Raw genomic sequence first — 16,247 nt, forward strand, 5'->3', positions numbered from 1 at the left:
GCATCACTCGAGAATGAATGAAAGGCTCACTCATGGCTTCGACCGGACGCCTCGCCGGCAAGACCGCACTCATCACCGGTGCAGGATCCGGTCTCGGACGGGCCACCGCACTCCGCTTCGCAGCGGAAGGCGCGGCCGTCGCAGTGGTCGATCTCGACCTCACCGCGGCCGACGAGGTGGCCGACGAAATCCGCTCGGCGGGTGGCCATGCGTTGGCGGTGAGCGCAAATGTCACCTCCGATGCGGACTCTCAGAGAATGATCGCCGAGACCCTCGCGGAGTTCGACACGCTCGATGTCGTATTCGCAAACGCCGGTGTCAACGGTGCCGGAAACGCCGCGGATACGACGGAAGCCGAGTGGGACAAGGTGATCGGGGTGAACCTCAAGGGTGTGTGGCTGACGTCGAAGTACGCGCTGCCACACATGATCGAGCGACGTACCGGGTCGATCATCAATCAGGCCAGTATGGGTGGCCTGATCGGTTTGCCCGGTATCTTCCCTTACACCGCAGCCAAGGGCGGTGTCATCGCAATGACCAAGCAGATGGCGGTCACCTACGGGCCCGACAATGTGCGGGTGAACGCGATCTGCCCCGGCACCATCCCCACGCCGCTGGTCTATCAGTCGCGCGTCGACCGCGGTGCGGCCGACGCCGATGCCGACCAGACCGCGATCGATGCCGAGGTCGCGAACAGGTTCCCGCTTCGCCGCCTCGGAACCCCCGACGACCTCGCCTCGATCGCGCTGTTCCTGGCCAGCGACGAAGCCGATTGGGTGACAGGCGGTATCTACACCGTCGACGGTGGTCGCAGCGCGTTCTGATCTCAGGCCATCAGTACCGTGAATCGCCAGTCGAGTACCGGCGCGGGTTCGGCGTCGCCGCGGTGTGCGTAGACGAGCGACCGCAGGTTCAGCACACCACCGCCGTCGGCGAGGGCGTCCGCGGATTCGACGTGCAGGTCGCTGGTGAGGGTGTCGCCCTCGTGTACCGGTCCGGTGTGATCACACGACTTCCAGCCGAGCACCGTCACCAGATTCGGCAGGGCACGCGACGCCTGTGACAACGCCAGGCCGATCGTGTGCCCGCCGTACACCAGCCGACCCGCAGCGCCGACCCGCTCATCATGGTGGGTCGCTGCAATATTCAGGCTGAGCCGGGCGAGTTCGGGTGCGCTCGACACCACGTCGCCGCTGGACTGCAGGACCGATCCGGCAAGCGAGGCGTCGAAATGCGCGCCCGGTACGGTAGCGCGGTACTCGTCGAGGTTCCACCCCTCGGGGGCGGCCCACTGCGGTTCGTCCTGAGGTCCGATTGCCGACAGGTCATCGGTGTGCACCACGCGATTCCGGTCGGGATTCTCGCTCAGCGGCAGCATCGCGCACCGGTAGAAGTCGAGAACGGTGTTGCCGTCCTGGTCGACGGTGTTCATGCGCAGCGCCGCGAGACCGGTGGGTTTGCGGCCGGCTTTGGCCGAGTTCTCCTTGAGACCGACGACCTCGGTGGTGGTGTAGAGAGTGTCGCCGATGTGCGGGAACCGGCGAAAACGGAGGCCGCGGTAGAACAGATTGGCCTTGACGTGGTGCGTGACCAGGGTCGACTGGCCGATGGCGATGTCGGTGACGAAACCGGCGTGCGCGACCGGCCCTCCCGTGACACGGGTGGCGAGGTGCTTGTCGAGGGGCAGGCGCAGACGGTCGCCGAGGATCGACTGGTGCGCGGCGGCGAGACCGTCGGTGAGGGTGACGGCGGGCGCGGTGTCGAAGACCTGGCCGACGGTCAGTTCGTCGAAGTACGGTCCACCGACGTATGCGGGGGTGCTGGACATGTTCAGGCTCCGATCTTGGTGAGGGTGCGGCGGGCAGCGACGGCGACGGCCTCGTCGAGCATCTGGCCGTCGAGCTGGGCAGCACCTGCGCCGCGTGCTTCGGCTTCCTCGAGGGCGGCGAGAACCTTGCGGGCCGCTTCGACCTGCTGAGTGCTGGGCGTGAATGCTGCGGCAGCGGAGTCGATCTGGGCGGGGTGGATGACCCACTTTCCGTCGAAACCGAGGTCGGACACCCACTGTGCGGAGTGGCGGAACGCATCGTCGTCGGCGATGCCGAGGAACGGGCCGTCGATGGCCTGTACGCCTGCCGTGCGCGCCGCGTGCAGGACGCGGTCCTGCACGTACACCCAATGCTCGGGCAGCGCGGTACGTGCGCGTCCCAGTGCGGCGCCGAGGTCGGCGTAGCCGATGATGACGCCCGCGAGCCGGGGACCCGCGACGATCTCGTCGATGTTCTGGACACCGGCCGGGGTCTCGATGAGGGCCTGGATCTCGACACCGGAGTGCGCACCGAGGATGCGGTCGGCCTCGGCGAGGTCGTCGGCGCTCTCGACCTTCGGGAACACGATCGACGCGAGTGCGGTGCCGAGCTCGGCACACGCGCGCAGATCGTCCTCGAACCACTCGGTGCCGCGTCCGTTGATGCGCACGGACACGCTGCGGTTGCCGCCGTGCTCACGGACGAGGGGAGCGATGAGATCGCGCGCGGCAGATTTCCGGTCGGGGGTGACCGCATCTTCGAGATCGAGAACGACCTCGTCGGCGGTGGAGGCGAGTGCCTTACCGGCCTTGCGTTCATCGGAGCCGGGGGCGACGAGCACCGCTCGCCGGCGAAGGTGTTGCTCGGAAGTCACGGGGAACCTCGTGGAGTTCGACGGTGGGGAACGTCGTCAAATGTACGGCCATTGTGGCGTGATGCGCTACTTCTATAGGTATCGGCAGCGGCACAGATCACTGATATCACTGGTTCCGGGCGGCGAAATGGCGGAGTCTGCGATTGACAAGGCGGGAGGCCGGTCCGCAAAATGGCCGTACAAAGTGTGCGTCCCTGCGACCGGGGACCCGCGACGAGCCTAAGGACTTTCGTGAGCTACCTGAACGACGAAGAGACATTCCTGGTCAAGACCGTCCGTGACTTCATCGACCGCGAGGTCAAGCCGTCGGTGCAGGAGGTCGAGCACGCGAACGAGTACCCCGAGAAGTGGATCGAGCAGATGAAGCAGATCGGCATCTACGGGCTCGCGGTGCCCGAGGAGTACGGCGGATCGCCGGTGTCGATGCCCTGCTACGTGCAGGTCACCGAGGAACTCGCCCGCGGCTGGATGTCGCTGTCGGGTGCGATGGGCGGACACACGGTGGTCGCGAAGCTGCTGGTGCTGTTCGGCACCGAGGAACAGAAGGCCAAGTACCTGCCCAAGCTCGCGACCGGCGAGATCCGCGCGACGATGGCGTTGACGGAGCCGGGCGGCGGCTCGGATCTGCAGGCGATGACCACCACCGCCAAGCGTGACGGTGACGACCTGGTGATCAGCGGTTCCAAGACGTGGATCACCAACGCTCGCCGCTCGGGGCTGATCGCGTTGCTGTGCAAGACCGACCCCACCGCCACCCCGCGTCACAAGGGCATTTCCGTGGTGCTCGTCGAGCACGGTCCGGGTCTGACGGTCTCGCGGGATCTGCCCAAGCTCGGCTACAAGGGTGTCGAGTCGTGCGAGTTGAGCTTCGGTGGCTACCGGATCTCCGCGGATGCGATCCTCGGCGGCGAGCCGGGCAAGGGCTTCGGGCACATGATGAAGGGCCTCGAGACGGGACGGCTACAGGTCGCCTCGCGGGCGCTCGGTGTGGCGACGGCGGCGCTCGAGGATTCGCTGGCGTATGCGCAGCAGCGGGAAAGCTTCGGGAAGCCGATCTGGAAGCACCAGTCGATCGGGAACTATTTGGCGGACATGGCCACGAAGTTGATGGCGGCGCGGCAGCTGACCCGGCATGCGGCGGAGAAGTACGACAGTGGTGAGCGGTGCGATATGGAAGCGGGCATGGCGAAACTGTATTGCTCGGAGGTTGCGATGGAGATCGCGCTCAATGCGGTGCGGATCCACGGTGGGTACGGATACTCGACCGAGTACGACGTCGAGCGCTACTTCCGGGATGCGCCGTTGATGATCGTCGGCGAGGGCACCAACGAAATCCAGCGCAATGTCATCGCGAGCCAGCTCGTGGCCCGCGGCGGACTCTGACCCTCGCCACCACCGGACCTGAGCACTGCACCCCCAGCCCACTAGGATCTTCTCCGTCATGGACAGCAGAACACGTGAAACGGAACCGGCGTACGCGCAACTGGCGCGTCAGTTGCGCGACGCCGTCGAAGCCGGTCGGTACAACGACGGTGTGCGTCTGCCGACCGAGGCGGAACTGGCGGAGCAGCACGGGGTGAGTCGTCAGACGGTGCGTCGGGCGTTCCAGGATCTGGTGGCCGACGGGATCGTCTACCGGGTGCCCGGCCGGGGTACGTTCGCGAACGAGTCGGGTCGGCGTTACCGTCGTCAGCTCGGTTCGATCGAGGATCTGCTGGCGTTGTCGGCGGATACGGTCATGGAGATCGTCTCGCCGCTGCGGCGCGGTGTCGATATCGATGCGGCCAGTCGGCTGCGTTTGGACACCGATCTGTTGTACACGGTGGTGCTGCAACGTGTGCACGACGGGATACCGTTCGTGCACACCACGATTCATCTTCCGGATGAGGTTGCGGCAGATGTACTGGATGAGCCTGCGCTGCAGCTCGGTGCATCCAGCCGCAACACCGTCATCGGGTTGCTCGAGCCGTATCTCGACAGTCCGATCGTCGAGGCTGCGCAGTCGATCACCGTTGCTCCTGCATCCGAGCAGGTCGCGGAAGTTCTGAATTGTGCCGTCGGGCACCCGTTGTTGCGGGTAGACCGGCTGTACTCGAATGAGACCGGGGTACCCACCGAGCTGTCGGTGAGTTACTTTCTGCCCGAGCACTACACCTATCGCGTCACCCTCCGGCGTTCCGGACACTGACGCCACATACCAACCACGGGAGTCGAATATGCGGGTCTTCAACGGAATCGACGAAGTCGAAAAGGCAGTCGGCGAGACCATCGGGCAGAGCGACTGGCTCGAGATCACCCAGGAACGGGTGAACCTGTTCGCCGAGGCGACCGGCGACCACCAGTGGATCCACGTCGATCCCGAGCGTGCTGCAAGCGGTCCGTTCGGCACGACGATCGCCCACGGATACCTCACCCTGTCGCTGCTTCCGGTGCTCGGAGCGCAGATCTTCTCCCTCGAGGGTGTGAAGCTGAAGGTCAACTACGGCGCGAACAAGGTGCGTTTCCCCACGCCGGTTCCGGTGGGATCGAAGGTCCGTGCGTCGGCCGAGTTCAAGTCGTTCGAGCGCACCGCGAAGGGCGCCAACCTCGTGGTGGGCTACACCATCGAGATCGAGGGTGGCAGCAAGCCGGCGCTCGTCGCGGAGACGATCGTCGTTCTCGTTCCCTGACCCGTCAGGGATTCTCGGTGCTGGGAGTTTCGGTGCTGGGAGTTTCGATACGGAGGATGCGGTCGTCGTCGCCCGCGGGTTCCCCGCGACCGTCGCGGTTCGAAGTGGTCAACCACAATGAGCCGTCCGGAGCGGCGACGACGGTCCGCAGTCTTCCGTATTCGCCCGTGAAGAACTCGGTGGTGTCGAGCTCTTCGATGCCGATGCGCCACAGTCGTTCTCCTCGAAGCGACGCCATCCACAGGTTGCCGTCTTCGTAGGCGATTCCGGACGGTGACGCCTGCGAGACCGGCCATGTCACGACCGGGTCGATGAACTGGTCGTCGCGGGCGCTACCCTCGGCACTTCCGCTACCCTCGGCACTCCCGGTGCCGCCGGCACTCCCGGTAGCGCGGGTGCCCTCCACCTCTGGCCAGCCGTAGTTGCCGTCCGCCACGATCTCGTTGAGTTCGTCCACATGGTTCTGTCCGAATTCGGACGCCCACAACCTGCCCTCGTCATCGAACGCGAGACCCTGCACATTCCGGTGACCGAGCGAATACACCGGAGAATTCGGGTCGGGATTACCCGGCGCAGATTCACCGTCCATCGTCATACGCAGGATCTTTCCGCCGAGCGACGACGGATCCTGTGCGAGAGGCGGAGTGCCGGCTTCCCCGGTCGCGGCATACAACATGCCATCGGGCCCGAATTGCAGTCGGCCACCGTCGTGGACCCGCGCGGCAGGGATACCTTCGACGATCACCTGGTGGTCCGACAGCGTCGCGCCGTCGTACGCGGCGCGCACGATGCGATTGTCGGAGGACGTCGTGACGTACAAGAACACGAAACGGTCCGTGTCGAATGTGGGCGACACCGCGACACCGAGAAGTCCGGATTCGCCCCGCGCGACCACATCGTCGATCGTGGCGACCTCGCGTACCTGACGATCCGTGCCGATCGACAGCAGGCGTCCCGAGTCGCGTTCGGTGACGAGCGCTGCGCCGTCCGGGAGGAACGCGAGACCCCACGGTGTGTCGAGACCCGTGGCGACGGTGTCGGTGACCTGGGGCGCGGGCGATCCAGGCATGGGGGAGGTGGGCGCAGCAGGAGCCTGCCCCGGCGACGAGCACGCAACGAGCGGAACTGCCAGGACAACTGCGGCGACACGGACCGGCCATACGGATGTCACGTAGTGCATCCTCGCGCAGCGACCCGCCATCGGTCCACCACCTCGTCGGCGTGGCGTCCATCGATCACAATCAACTCGTCCGCGAGATTGACCGCGTTGCACACGTGATTCGGAATCACCCGAACCCGCTGTCCGAGGTCGGGCCGAGTGGCAGCGTCCGGCCAGTGCACTGTGGCGTGATGCTCCGACAGTGCGGTGATCCGTGCATCGGGCTCACCGAGAATACGACCGTATCCGGTGGCCCACGATGCCTTGTCGGCGCCGACCGTCTTGCTGCCGGAGTCGAGCACGATCACCTCTCCGCGAGTCGACACGACGGTCGCGAGCGCGGTGAGTGCGAGATCGGCTTCGGTGATCGCGTCGATCTCGAGCTGCTGAGCGTCGCCGAACACGTACACCCCGGGGCGTAGTTCGGTTGACACGGTGGGCGTCTCGATCAATGCGGTAGGCGACGAACCGCCGCTGATCACCACCGGATCGATCCCGGCGTCACGCAGTGTCGCTGCCGCGACGGTGAGCGCTTCGGCCTCCTCGGCAGCGGCGACGTGGGGCAGACCGGGCCCGTACGAGTGGCCGGGAAACGTGAACACGCCGAGCACATTCAGCCCCGCGGCGCGTGCCCGGACCGCGACCGCACCGGCCTGTTCGGTTGCGACGCCGGTCCGGTGGTGACCGCTGTCGATCTCGACCAGCACGCCGATCGAGGCGTCGCAGTGTTCGGCGAGTGCCCGAGCGCCTGCTACGGAGTCGATACCGACGGTGAGTCGTACAGTCTCGGACAGAGCCAGCAGTCGCGCGCCGCGTGCGGCGTCGACCCAGAGCGGATAGGCGATGAAGATGTCGTCGAACCCGGCCTGTGCGAACGCTTCGGCCTCGGACACCGTCGCGACGCTCAGTCCCCGCGCGCCGGCGGCAAGCTGGAGATGGGCGATCTCGATGCACTTGTGGGTTTTGGCGTGCGGGCGTATTTCGAGACCGCGCTCGCGCGCCGATGCTGCCATGCGCGCGATGTTGCTGTCGAGAACGACGCGGTCGACGAGGAGTGCGGGCGTGGCGTCGACAGAGGGAAAAGCGATCATTCCCAGACCGTAGACGGCAGGGGGGTTACGCGCGATCGAACCAGGTGAGCTGCATGCCGCTGTCGAATTCTCGACGCTCGGTGACGCGGAACTGTGTCGGCCTGAAGTTCCCGGCCAGCGCCGGGATGCCGCCACCCGCGATCACCGGGTAGCTCTTGAATATCAGTCGGTCGATTTCGTCGACGAGCTGACCTGCGAGATTTCCACCTCCGCAGAGCCAGATGTCGAGGCCGTCCTGCTTCTGGAGCGTGCGGACCAGGTCGACCGGATCGGTGTCGACGACCTCCACCTGCGGATTGTCGACCGGTTCGAGTGTGCGCGAGAAAACGTACTGCTTCATGTGGGCGTACGGACTGGTCATGCCGCCGGCCTGGTAAGTGTTGCGGCCCATCAGCACGGTGTCCCACGCCTGGTTGGGGGTGTCGGCCGGCATATCGATCTGGGCGCGCAACTCGGTCGGGATCGATTCCGGGTAGCGCTCACGGATCCACGACATGTCGTCGCTCATCGGATAGAAGTCGAATTCTCCATCTGGGCCTGCGATGTAGCCGTCGAGAGAGACCGCCGCGTAGTAGACGAGCTTTCGCATAGGTACCGGACCTTTCGTAGTACTATGTATGAAGTGGTTTGAACGTAGTACTACAAATGGAGTGGTGTCAAGTGGTTCGTACGAATCCTGAGCGGCGACAGGCCCTCCTGGATGCATCGATCGAGGTCCTGGCCCGAGAAGGGGCGAGAGGATTGACATTTCGGGCGGTGGACAAGGAGGCTGCGGTGCCCGCGGGTACCGCGTCCAACTATTTCTCCAATCGAGACGACCTACTCGTGCAAGTGGGGCACCGCTACTACGAGCGTCTGATTCCCAGCGAAGAAGTGATGGCGGAGTCTCATGGCGCGCAGACCCGCGAGTCCATGACCGAATTGATGACCGAGGTGGTCGAGCGTGTCTCCGGCTTCCGCACGGGCTATCTCGCGATCCTCGAACTCCGGCTCGAGGCGACCCGTCGGCCCGAACTTCAGGCCCTGCTCACCGATCGGGTGCGTGCCGATCTGGATTTCAATATCAGCAACTATCGAGAATCGGGATTGCCCGGCGGTGAGGATGCGGTGGTCCTGCTGTATCTCACGTTGAACTGGCTCATCCTCGACCGACTCACGCTCCCCGGAATCTTCGATGAGAAGCGCGCGGCAGACCTGGTGCGGACGGCCGTGGACCGCGCGATACCGTCTGATTCCTGATGTGAAACAGGCTGCTTCGTAACATTATTCGCGGGGTTGCCGCGGTTTCCGTCTTCGCCACGGTCGGCAATCGGTTCTCGGGATGTGCACCGGCCGAGTCGTGAGCATCGCCATCACGATCATCTCGTGGGGATGATGCCGGTGATTGCGCCGCGGAGTGCGGGCCGGGTCGAGTAAGTGCGGTGCCGTCCACAACGGTCTGCCTCCGTGTGGATCGACACGGGTGCGCCATCCGGTTTCGGTGCCGGTGATGCGGGTGTGGTCGGCGTCGCACACCAGGGCGAGGTTGTCGATATCGGTGGCGCCGCCGTGCCGCCATTCGGTGAGGTGGTGCACGGCGCAGTGCGAGGCGGGCATGTCGCACCCGGGGCGTGTACAGCCGCGTTGCCATGCGGTGAGCAACAGGCGCTGCTCCGCGCTGGCGAGGCGTTTGCCGCGGCCGAGGTGCAGGGGAGCACCGGCGTGATCGAAGAGGGCAAGCACAGGATGGACGTTTTCGGTCATGGCGAGGGCGTCGGGGACGGGGATGACACCGCCGGTGGCGGTGGTGGCCAAACCGAGGCCGGTCTCGAGTTGATCGATGCTCATGGTGACGATGACGGTGACGGGTAGTCCGCGGTGGTGCCCGAGTGTGCCGGTGGCGAGGGCGTGGGTGCAGATCGCGTCGAGGGCGTCGTGGAGGCGCTGGTCGGCGGTGCGTAGGTCGCGTCGGGCGGCTTGCTCGAGGGCGGCGGGGTCGAGGTCGGGGCGCTCGATGCTGCCGTGAGGAGAGTCGGGATCGTCGAAGTTGTTCATGCCCGGGCGGGCCCATTTCGCGGCGATGGCGTCGAGTTTTGCGCGGGTGGTGGGGTGCAGGTCTCCGCGCAGGGAGGACATGAGCCCGGCGTCCTGAGGTGGCAGGCGTAGGGAGCGGCGGGCCGCACGGTCGCGGTCGTCGGGGAGCGCGCCGTCGGGGTCGAGACGGGCGAGGAGATCGATGCCGGCGGTGGTGATGTCGTCCGGGGTCGAGGTGCGGGCGAGGGTGCCGAGGATCTGGTCGATTTGTTCGAGGGCGCTGTGGCGGTATCGGCCGGGGACTCTGTCGATGACCTTGCGGATGGCGTCGGCGTGGTCGGTGCCTGCGGCGCCGTCGGTGATCGCGTGTGCAGTGACGGGTAGGACCGGATCGAGCACGGTGCCGGTGGGGGTGGTTCGTGGTGCGAGGAGGCGGGCGTTCTTGATACGGCGGTGGGCGTCGGCGCGGGAGAGGCGAAGGAGTTCGACGAGGTACTTCTGTGGTGTGGAGAGTTTCACGGTGTTGTGGATGCCGCGGTCCTGCATTTCGCCGATGAGCCGATTGCCGAGACCGTCGAGTTTGCGGCGTGCCGTTTCTGCCGTCTGAAGGAGGCGTGCGATGTCGGCGTCGGGCAGGGTGGTGAGATCCAGCGTCGTGAGGTCCAGGGTGGTGAGGACACGGAGTGCCGCGACGGTGTCGCTGGCCTGCTCGAACCCATCCCCATTCGAACTCATGTTCCCCAGCATATTGCACTCGAATGAATGTTCGAGTAACGATTCAGTAACGGAATATACTTCGAGAGTGTTCATCCTCTATTTGGGCCTACGCTCTCGGGATGACCAGTGGTGTGGATCACAATCATGAAGGCGGCGGCGATGTATACGACGTCGTCGTGCGCGGCGGACTCTGGTTCGACGGAACAGGCTCTCCCGGTACCGTGCGAAATCTCGGTATTCGCGACGGTGTTGTCGCGACCGCAACCACCGACGAGTTGCCCGTCGGCCCCGGCACCGACGTCATCGACGCGCACGGCAAGTGGGTGATGCCGGGCTTCGTCGATACCCACACCCATTACGACGCGGAAGTGCTTGTCGGGCCGGGATTGCCGGAGTCCGTGCGACACGGGGTCACCACCGTGCTCATGGGTAACTGCTCGCTGTCGACCGTCTATGTCAACGCACTCGACGGTGCAGACCTGTTCAGTCGCGTAGAGGCGCTGCCCCGCGATCATGTGCTGCGCGCACTGGAATCCACGAAAACGTGGACTTCGCCGCGTGAGTATGTCGAGGCCCTCGACCGCATGCCCCTGGGGCCCAATGTGACTGCGTTCATAGGCCATTCGGATGTGCGTGCGTCGGTGATGGGGCTCGGGCGATCCACCGAGGCCGCAGGAGGACCGACCCGCTCCGAGCTCACGGCGATCGACGACAAGGTGAACGAGGCACTCGACGCCGGGTTCCTCGGCGTCTCCACCATGACGAACCCGTGGGACAAGATGGACGGCGATCGCTACCGTTCCCGCACGCTGCCGTCGACTCATGCATCGTGGTCGGAATTCCGCCGCCTGCATCGTATTCTGCGCCGCCGTGGACGCGTACTCCAGGCAGTCCCGAACCTCAACACCAAATACGACGTTGCCTTCTTCGCTCTCGCGAGTACCGGCCTCGGACGGCGTCCGATGAAGGCGTCGGTGCTGGCCGCCGCCGATACCAAGGCCGAGCGGTGGGTCAACCGGATCTTCGGCCCGATCGCTTATGTCGCCAATCGGCTCGGAAAGGGCATGTTCCGCTGGCAGCACCTGCCCACCACATTCGAAGTGCACTCCGACGGCATCGATCTCGTGGTGTTCGAAGAGTTCGGCTCGGGTCGTGCTGCGCTACATCTGAAAGAAGAACTCGGCCGCAATGATCTGTTGAAGGACGAGGCCTACCGGCGGTGGTTCCGCCAGGACTTCGAGAAGAAGTTCTCACCGCGCGTGTGGCACCGCGATTTCGACGACACCCGGATCACCGAATGTCCCGACGAGTCGCTCGTAGGCTGTTCCATCGGTGACGTCGCCCGCAGCAGGAAACTCCACCCCGTCGACACCTTCCTCGACCTGGTCGTCGAACACGGACGGAAGTTCCGGTGGCACACCGTGATCGCCAACGACCGCGAGAAGGTCGCGAACCGGTTGATCCGGACCCCGGGTGTCACCGTCGGATTCTCGGACGCGGGTGCGCACCTGCGCAACATGGCCTTCTACAACTTCGGAATCTGTCTGCTGCGCCGCATCCACGACAACGAGAAGCGGGGCACCCCCGTGATGCCCCTCGGAGAAGTGGTCCACAAGCTCACAGGTGAACTCGGCGATTTCTACGGGATCGACGCGGGGCACCTGAGAGTAGGTGACCGCGCCGACTTCGTGGTGATCGACCCGAACGGACTCAACGACGATGTGGACGCGTATCACGAAGCGACGATGGCCGAATTCGGTGGTCTGAGCCGGATGGTCAACCGCAACGACGAGGCTGTCAGCGCGACCGCCGTGGCAGGGAAGGTGGTGTTCCGGGAGGGCAGCTTCGTGTCCGGCTACGGGACCAGCGTCGGGACCGGACGGTTCCTGCGCGCGGGTGTCGAGGAGCGAGGCCCGGCGCCGGCGCGAGCAATGCCGGTGGCCCACCCGTCGTGACGATCCCGGCCCCCACTCGTCGCACCCAGAAGCAGCGACGCGAGGAAACCATCGGACGGATTCTCGACGCAACCATCACCTCCCTGGCCGAACTGGGCTATGCCTCCACCACGATCGGTGAGATCTGTTCGCGGTCCGGGGTGTCGTCGGGCGGAGTGTTCCGGCATTTCCCCACACGGCTGGATGTGATCGTTGCGGCTGCCGATGAGGTCAGGAGCCAGCAGCTCGTGAACTTCCGGACCGGGCTCGGGTTGCTCGGAGACACCGGCGCCGACCCGGTAGGCATCGAGACCGTGCGTGCGTGTCTGATCTTGCTCCGAAAGGCCACGAGGGCACCTATCAACGCGGCGTGGTACGAACTGCTCGGTGCCGCTCGAACCGACATCCGGCTGCGTGAACACCTCGCACCCATGGCTGCGCGCTACCACGCCGCGATCGCCGAGTTCGCGCGCTCGCTGCCCATCGCAGAGCGTTTCGAACCCGCCGAGTTCGACATGATTCTGTTCTCGCTCGTCCATCTGTTCGACGGTGAAGCACTCGTCGCGACCGTGCATGAGCAACCCGAACAGGAGGACCCTCGGGTCGAATTTCTGGCCCAATTGTTGGTGGGAGTCACACTTCGCATAAGTTCGAGTAATGAGCAATGAGAACGGTTCTGCTCCGCAGTGGTTCGTCGACGCGCTTGCTGCGCCCGTCGAGACCGGCAAGTACACGGTGTCGGGTGCGACGATCTCCTACCGTGCGTGGGGTGAAGCGGGCACACCCGGTGTAGTCCTCGTCCACGGTGGTATGGCGCATTCGCACTGGTGGGACCACATCGGACCGCAGCTGGCGGCCGGTCGCCGCGTGGTCGCGCTCGACATGAGCGGACACGGCGACAGTGACCACCGTGAGCAGTACAGCCTCGAATATTGGGCGGATGAGGTCCTCGGTGCGGCCGAGCACGGCGGCATTTCGGGCCCGCCCGTGCTGGTCGGTCACAGCATGGGCGGAATCGTCTCGTTCGTGACGTCCGCACTGCACGGCGATCGGCTGGCCGGTGTCGTCATTCTCGACTCACCGATCCGGGACATAACGCCGGAAGAGCTCGAGATGCGTGCCAAGACGGTCGCGAACAGCGGTCCGCCGAAGGTGTACCCGTCCGTCGATGCCGCAGTAGCGCGATTCCGGCTCGTACCGCCCCAGGAGCAGGCGGAACCGTACGTGTTCGACCACATCGCCCGTACGTCGCTCAAAGAGGTCGATGGTGGCTGGTCCTGGAAGTTCGACAACCTACGCATGGGCAGGGAGGCTCGCCGCAGCCTCGAGGTGTTGCATCAGGGCTGCCCCCTCACGTATTACCGATGCGAACACGGCATCATCCGCGAACCGCTCCTGTCGCAGATTCGCGAGCAGCTCGGACCCGATGCGGCGATGGTGGAACTGCCGGCCGCCGGGCACCACCCGATGTTCGATCAGCCGCTGGCCCTGGTCACTGCGATCCGCACCGTACTCGCCGGCTGGGGTCGCTGACCCTGTGAATCCGCTTCGCCGGGTGGCCGTCCACCTGGGTGCTCAGCCGTGGTTGCCGCGCTACGCCCGCGTCATCGTCGGTGTGGATCGTGCGATACAGAAACTGACGCGCGGACGATTCACGCTCCTGACGGCGACGGGACTACCGGAGTTGATGCTGACTGTCGCCGGACGGAAGACCGGCGTGCTGCGCACGACCCCGCTGCTGTGCGTGCCACACGACGGTGGCTGGCTGGTCGCGGGATCCAATTGGGGCAATCCCGCACCGCCCGCGTGGGTGCACAACCTGAGCGCGGCGAACGAGGCGTCGGTGCGTTACCGAGGAACCGGCAGCGCAGTGTCGGTGCGGGTCGCCGAAGGTGCCGAACGGGATGAGATGTGGCGTGTGCTGGTGACGACCTGGCCGAACTACGATCTGTACGCCGAACGGATCGAACGCGAGATTCCGGTGTTCGTCCTGATGCCGAAGTAGGTCCTCACACCGGTTGGTGAGCGTCGGCGTCCTCCATACGAATCGGTGTCCGACGCTCGCGAAGCAGGTGCCGCGCAGCCCAGTCGAGCCAGAACCCGAGGAAGCCGATCACGACGATCACGGCCATCACCTGGTCGTAGGCGAGCTGATCGCGTGCGTTGAGGATCTGATAGCCGAGCCCCGAACGCACACCCAGCATTTCGGCGGGGACGAGCACGACCCACGCGATTCCGAGCCCCACTCGCAGGCCGGTCTGCACCTGGGAGCGGATCGAGGGCAGCACCACCGTCGTGAGCAGTTCGATACGTGTCGCGCCGAAGGACCGGGCCACCATGAGGTGTCCGGGGTCGATGGCGTGCACACCGGCGGCGGTGTTGATGACGATCGGCCAGATTGCAGCGGCAGCGATGAGGAAGAACACCGGCTGGTGCCCGATTCCGAACAGCGCCAACGCGATCGGAGCCCACGACAGTGGCGAGATCATCCGCAGGAACTGCATGACCGGCATGGTCGCCTTCTCGACGACCGGGTTGAGTCCGATCAGCAGTCCGAGCGGAATGCCGAATGTTGCGGCGATCAGCAGGCCGACGAGAAGCCGCCACAGGCTTGCGAGCATGTCGGGTAGCAGTACTCCGCGGGCGAACAGATCCACGATCGCGGGCCCCACATACTGTGGTGCGAATTCGCGCACGAGCGAATCGGGTCCGGCGACGATGGTGGTGACCAGCCACCACAGTGCCACGGCGATGACGATCGCGATGGTCTGCGGCAGGAGCGGAACACTCCGGGCGGACCGGGTCGGGGTGCTCACGTGGGGTCGACCTCCTCGATGCGGGTGAGATCTGCGGGTAGCCCGAATGCGTCGGTGCCGGAAATTCGGGTCAGCGACGTGCGGACGAACCGGTCGTCGACGAGGTCGTGGTGCACGGTCGACGGGTCGATCCGCGACAGGAAATCGGTGTTGCCGTCGACGACCGTGCCGTGCATCGACTCGACGAGCGCCGCGGTGAAGCTGGGAAACGGGAAGGGCTGGTAGCCGATCCGCTGTGGTGCCCACTGCGGATGCCGGGTTCCGGCTTCGCGTCCCGGATAGGTCAGGGCCGTCGTGATCGCGGGAAGTGGCTGCGGCAGATACCGCTCGGAGAGCATTGCTGCGGCGGCCGGACGATCCGACCCGATCTGCAACTGGGCGGACACCACCGAATCGGTGAGGGACTGCACTGCCGCGGGATTCTGTTCGATGACGTCCTCGTGGACGAGAAACGCACAGCACGCATGGTCGCGCCACAGATCGCCCAGGAAGCGGTGGATCCGGCCCACCTTGCGGAGTTCGGCGGCCGCGTTGAACGGGTCCGCGACGGTGAATCCCGCGATCGAGCCGTTCGCCAATGCCGGGATCATGTCGGACGGACCCATGACGACGAGGCCGACGGTGCGCGCGGATTTCGACGGAGCCTGTCGGACCACCGGTGTCAGTCCGTGCTCACGCAGCAACTGCTGAACCACGATGTTGTGGATCGACCACCAGAACGGGATCGCGATGGTCTCGCCCGCGAGCTGTCCGAGGTCGGTGATGTGCGGTGCGACGGTCAACGCGGACCCGTTGGTGTGGTTCCATCCGAGAACGCGCGCGGAACCTGCCAGGCTGTACCGCAATTGGACGGCGAGCGGCATCAGCAGATGCACGACATCCACCTGCCTGCTGACGAATGCCTCCGCGAGCGACGCCCAGCTGCGGAACAGCACCGGTTTCGCACTGTCGACGATGCCGTTCGGATACAGGCCGGCGCCGTGCGCGACGAGCAGCGGCGCGGCGTCGGTGATCGGCAGGTAGCCGATGCGGAGTTGCCCGGTGGTGTTGGTGCGGTCGGTTGCCGCGGTGCGCACCAGATCGGCTGCGCCGAGTACGCCACCGGCAGCTGCGAGTCCGAGCGCACCCTGCATCAGGGTTCGCCGCGTCAGGTTTCCGTTCACGAT

17 protein-coding genes are annotated in these 16,247 nt (G+C 65.4%); 9 read left to right on the plus strand and 8 right to left on the minus strand.

Annotated features, from left to right (window positions below; all coding sequences use genetic code 11):
* Positions 1-32 precede the first annotated feature (32 nt).
* Positions 33-824 (plus strand): SDR family NAD(P)-dependent oxidoreductase, encoded by a 792-nt coding sequence (locus tag ACFWCF_RS15745; protein WP_378562961.1) that lies wholly within the window; start codon positions 33-35, stop codon positions 822-824.
* A gap of 2 nt (positions 825-826) precedes the next feature.
* Here ACFWCF_RS15745 and ACFWCF_RS15750 read toward each other — a convergent pair whose 3' ends face one another.
* Together ACFWCF_RS15750 and ACFWCF_RS15755 are read right to left on the minus strand one after the other, a co-directional pair.
* The gene (locus tag ACFWCF_RS15750) at positions 827-1,828 is read right to left on the minus strand and encodes a MaoC family dehydratase (RefSeq protein WP_378562964.1); all 1,002 of its coding nucleotides are present in this window, start codon (positions 1,826-1,828) and stop codon (positions 827-829) included.
* A 2-nt stretch (positions 1,829-1,830) separates the two neighbouring features.
* Positions 1,831-2,682 carry an HpcH/HpaI aldolase/citrate lyase family protein gene (locus ACFWCF_RS15755; protein ID WP_378562967.1) on the minus strand — a complete coding sequence of 284 codons (852 nt, stop codon included), beginning with the start codon at positions 2,680-2,682 and terminating at the stop codon, positions 1,831-1,833.
* A 231-nt stretch (positions 2,683-2,913) separates the two neighbouring features.
* Here ACFWCF_RS15755 and ACFWCF_RS15760 point away from each other — a divergent pair, with 231 nt between their 5' ends.
* The 3 genes from ACFWCF_RS15760 to ACFWCF_RS15770 are packed head-to-tail and all read left to right on the plus strand — an operon-like array spanning position 2,914 to position 5,351.
* On the plus strand, positions 2,914-4,065 hold the full coding sequence (locus ACFWCF_RS15760) for an acyl-CoA dehydrogenase family protein (protein ID WP_378562970.1): 1,152 nt from the start codon (positions 2,914-2,916) through the stop codon (positions 4,063-4,065).
* Positions 4,066-4,123: 58 nt separating this feature from the next.
* Positions 4,124-4,870: a GntR family transcriptional regulator gene (locus tag ACFWCF_RS15765; RefSeq protein WP_378562973.1), complete on the plus strand. Its 747-nt coding sequence runs from the start codon at positions 4,124-4,126 to the stop codon at positions 4,868-4,870.
* 28 nt (positions 4,871-4,898) lie between these two features.
* The gene (locus ACFWCF_RS15770; RefSeq protein WP_378562975.1) at positions 4,899-5,351 is read left to right on the plus strand and encodes a MaoC family dehydratase; all 453 of its coding nucleotides are present in this window, start codon (positions 4,899-4,901) and stop codon (positions 5,349-5,351) included.
* A gap of 4 nt (positions 5,352-5,355) precedes the next feature.
* On the opposite strand, the gene ACFWCF_RS15775 is transcribed toward ACFWCF_RS15770, so the two are convergent.
* Genes ACFWCF_RS15775 through ACFWCF_RS15785 form a run of 3 tightly spaced genes read right to left on the minus strand, consistent with a single transcriptional unit; the run spans position 5,356 to position 8,190 of the window.
* Positions 5,356-6,531 carry a PQQ-dependent sugar dehydrogenase gene (locus tag ACFWCF_RS15775; RefSeq protein WP_378562978.1) on the minus strand — a complete coding sequence of 392 codons (1,176 nt, stop codon included), beginning with the start codon at positions 6,529-6,531 and terminating at the stop codon, positions 5,356-5,358.
* Positions 6,519-7,601, minus strand: coding sequence for an alanine racemase (locus ACFWCF_RS15780; protein WP_378562980.1), 1,083 nt, complete (start codon positions 7,599-7,601; stop codon positions 6,519-6,521). Before ACFWCF_RS15780 ends, ACFWCF_RS15775 begins: the two co-directional genes overlap by 13 nt.
* A gap of 25 nt (positions 7,602-7,626) precedes the next feature.
* The gene (locus tag ACFWCF_RS15785) at positions 7,627-8,190 is read right to left on the minus strand and encodes a dihydrofolate reductase family protein (RefSeq protein ID WP_378562983.1); all 564 of its coding nucleotides are present in this window, start codon (positions 8,188-8,190) and stop codon (positions 7,627-7,629) included.
* A gap of 71 nt (positions 8,191-8,261) precedes the next feature.
* Between ACFWCF_RS15785 and ACFWCF_RS15790 the strand changes: the two genes are divergently transcribed.
* Positions 8,262-8,840, plus strand: coding sequence for a TetR/AcrR family transcriptional regulator (locus tag ACFWCF_RS15790; protein WP_378488364.1), 579 nt, complete (start codon positions 8,262-8,264; stop codon positions 8,838-8,840).
* Positions 8,841-8,864: 24 nt separating this feature from the next.
* On the opposite strand, the gene ACFWCF_RS15795 is transcribed toward ACFWCF_RS15790, so the two are convergent.
* Positions 8,865-10,349: a DUF222 domain-containing protein gene (locus ACFWCF_RS15795; RefSeq protein WP_378562986.1), complete on the minus strand. Its 1,485-nt coding sequence runs from the start codon at positions 10,347-10,349 to the stop codon at positions 8,865-8,867.
* A 101-nt stretch (positions 10,350-10,450) separates the two neighbouring features.
* Between ACFWCF_RS15795 and ACFWCF_RS15800 the strand changes: the two genes are divergently transcribed.
* Genes ACFWCF_RS15800 through ACFWCF_RS15815 form a run of 4 tightly spaced genes read left to right on the plus strand, consistent with a single transcriptional unit; the run spans position 10,451 to position 14,270 of the window.
* Positions 10,451-12,286, plus strand: coding sequence for an amidohydrolase family protein (locus ACFWCF_RS15800; protein ID WP_378562989.1), 1,836 nt, complete (start codon positions 10,451-10,453; stop codon positions 12,284-12,286).
* 2 nt (positions 12,287-12,288) lie between these two features.
* Positions 12,289-12,933: a TetR/AcrR family transcriptional regulator gene (locus ACFWCF_RS15805; RefSeq protein WP_378563088.1), complete on the plus strand. Its 645-nt coding sequence runs from the start codon at positions 12,289-12,291 to the stop codon at positions 12,931-12,933.
* Positions 12,923-13,798, plus strand: a complete 876-nt coding sequence (locus ACFWCF_RS15810) for an alpha/beta fold hydrolase (RefSeq protein WP_378562991.1) — start codon at positions 12,923-12,925, stop codon at positions 13,796-13,798. The genes ACFWCF_RS15805 and ACFWCF_RS15810 overlap by 11 nt, the downstream gene beginning before the upstream one ends.
* A 22-nt stretch (positions 13,799-13,820) precedes the next feature.
* Positions 13,821-14,270 carry a nitroreductase family deazaflavin-dependent oxidoreductase gene (locus tag ACFWCF_RS15815; protein ID WP_378562993.1) on the plus strand — a complete coding sequence of 150 codons (450 nt, stop codon included), beginning with the start codon at positions 13,821-13,823 and terminating at the stop codon, positions 14,268-14,270.
* 4 nt (positions 14,271-14,274) lie between these two features.
* Here ACFWCF_RS15815 and ACFWCF_RS15820 read toward each other — a convergent pair whose 3' ends face one another.
* Together ACFWCF_RS15820 and ACFWCF_RS15825 are read right to left on the minus strand one after the other, a co-directional pair.
* Entirely contained in the window at positions 14,275-15,081 is an 807-nt protein-coding gene (locus ACFWCF_RS15820; protein WP_378562996.1) for an ABC transporter permease, read from the minus strand.
* A complete protein-coding gene (locus ACFWCF_RS15825) occupies positions 15,078-16,244 on the minus strand; it encodes an ABC transporter substrate-binding protein (RefSeq protein WP_378562998.1) in 1,167 nt (388 codons plus the stop codon). The genes ACFWCF_RS15820 and ACFWCF_RS15825 overlap by 4 nt, the downstream gene beginning before the upstream one ends.
* Positions 16,245-16,247 lie beyond the last annotated feature (3 nt).

Source organism: Rhodococcus sp. NPDC060090 (genome assembly GCF_042729855.1).
Lineage (GTDB): Bacteria > Actinomycetota > Actinomycetes > Mycobacteriales > Mycobacteriaceae > Rhodococcus.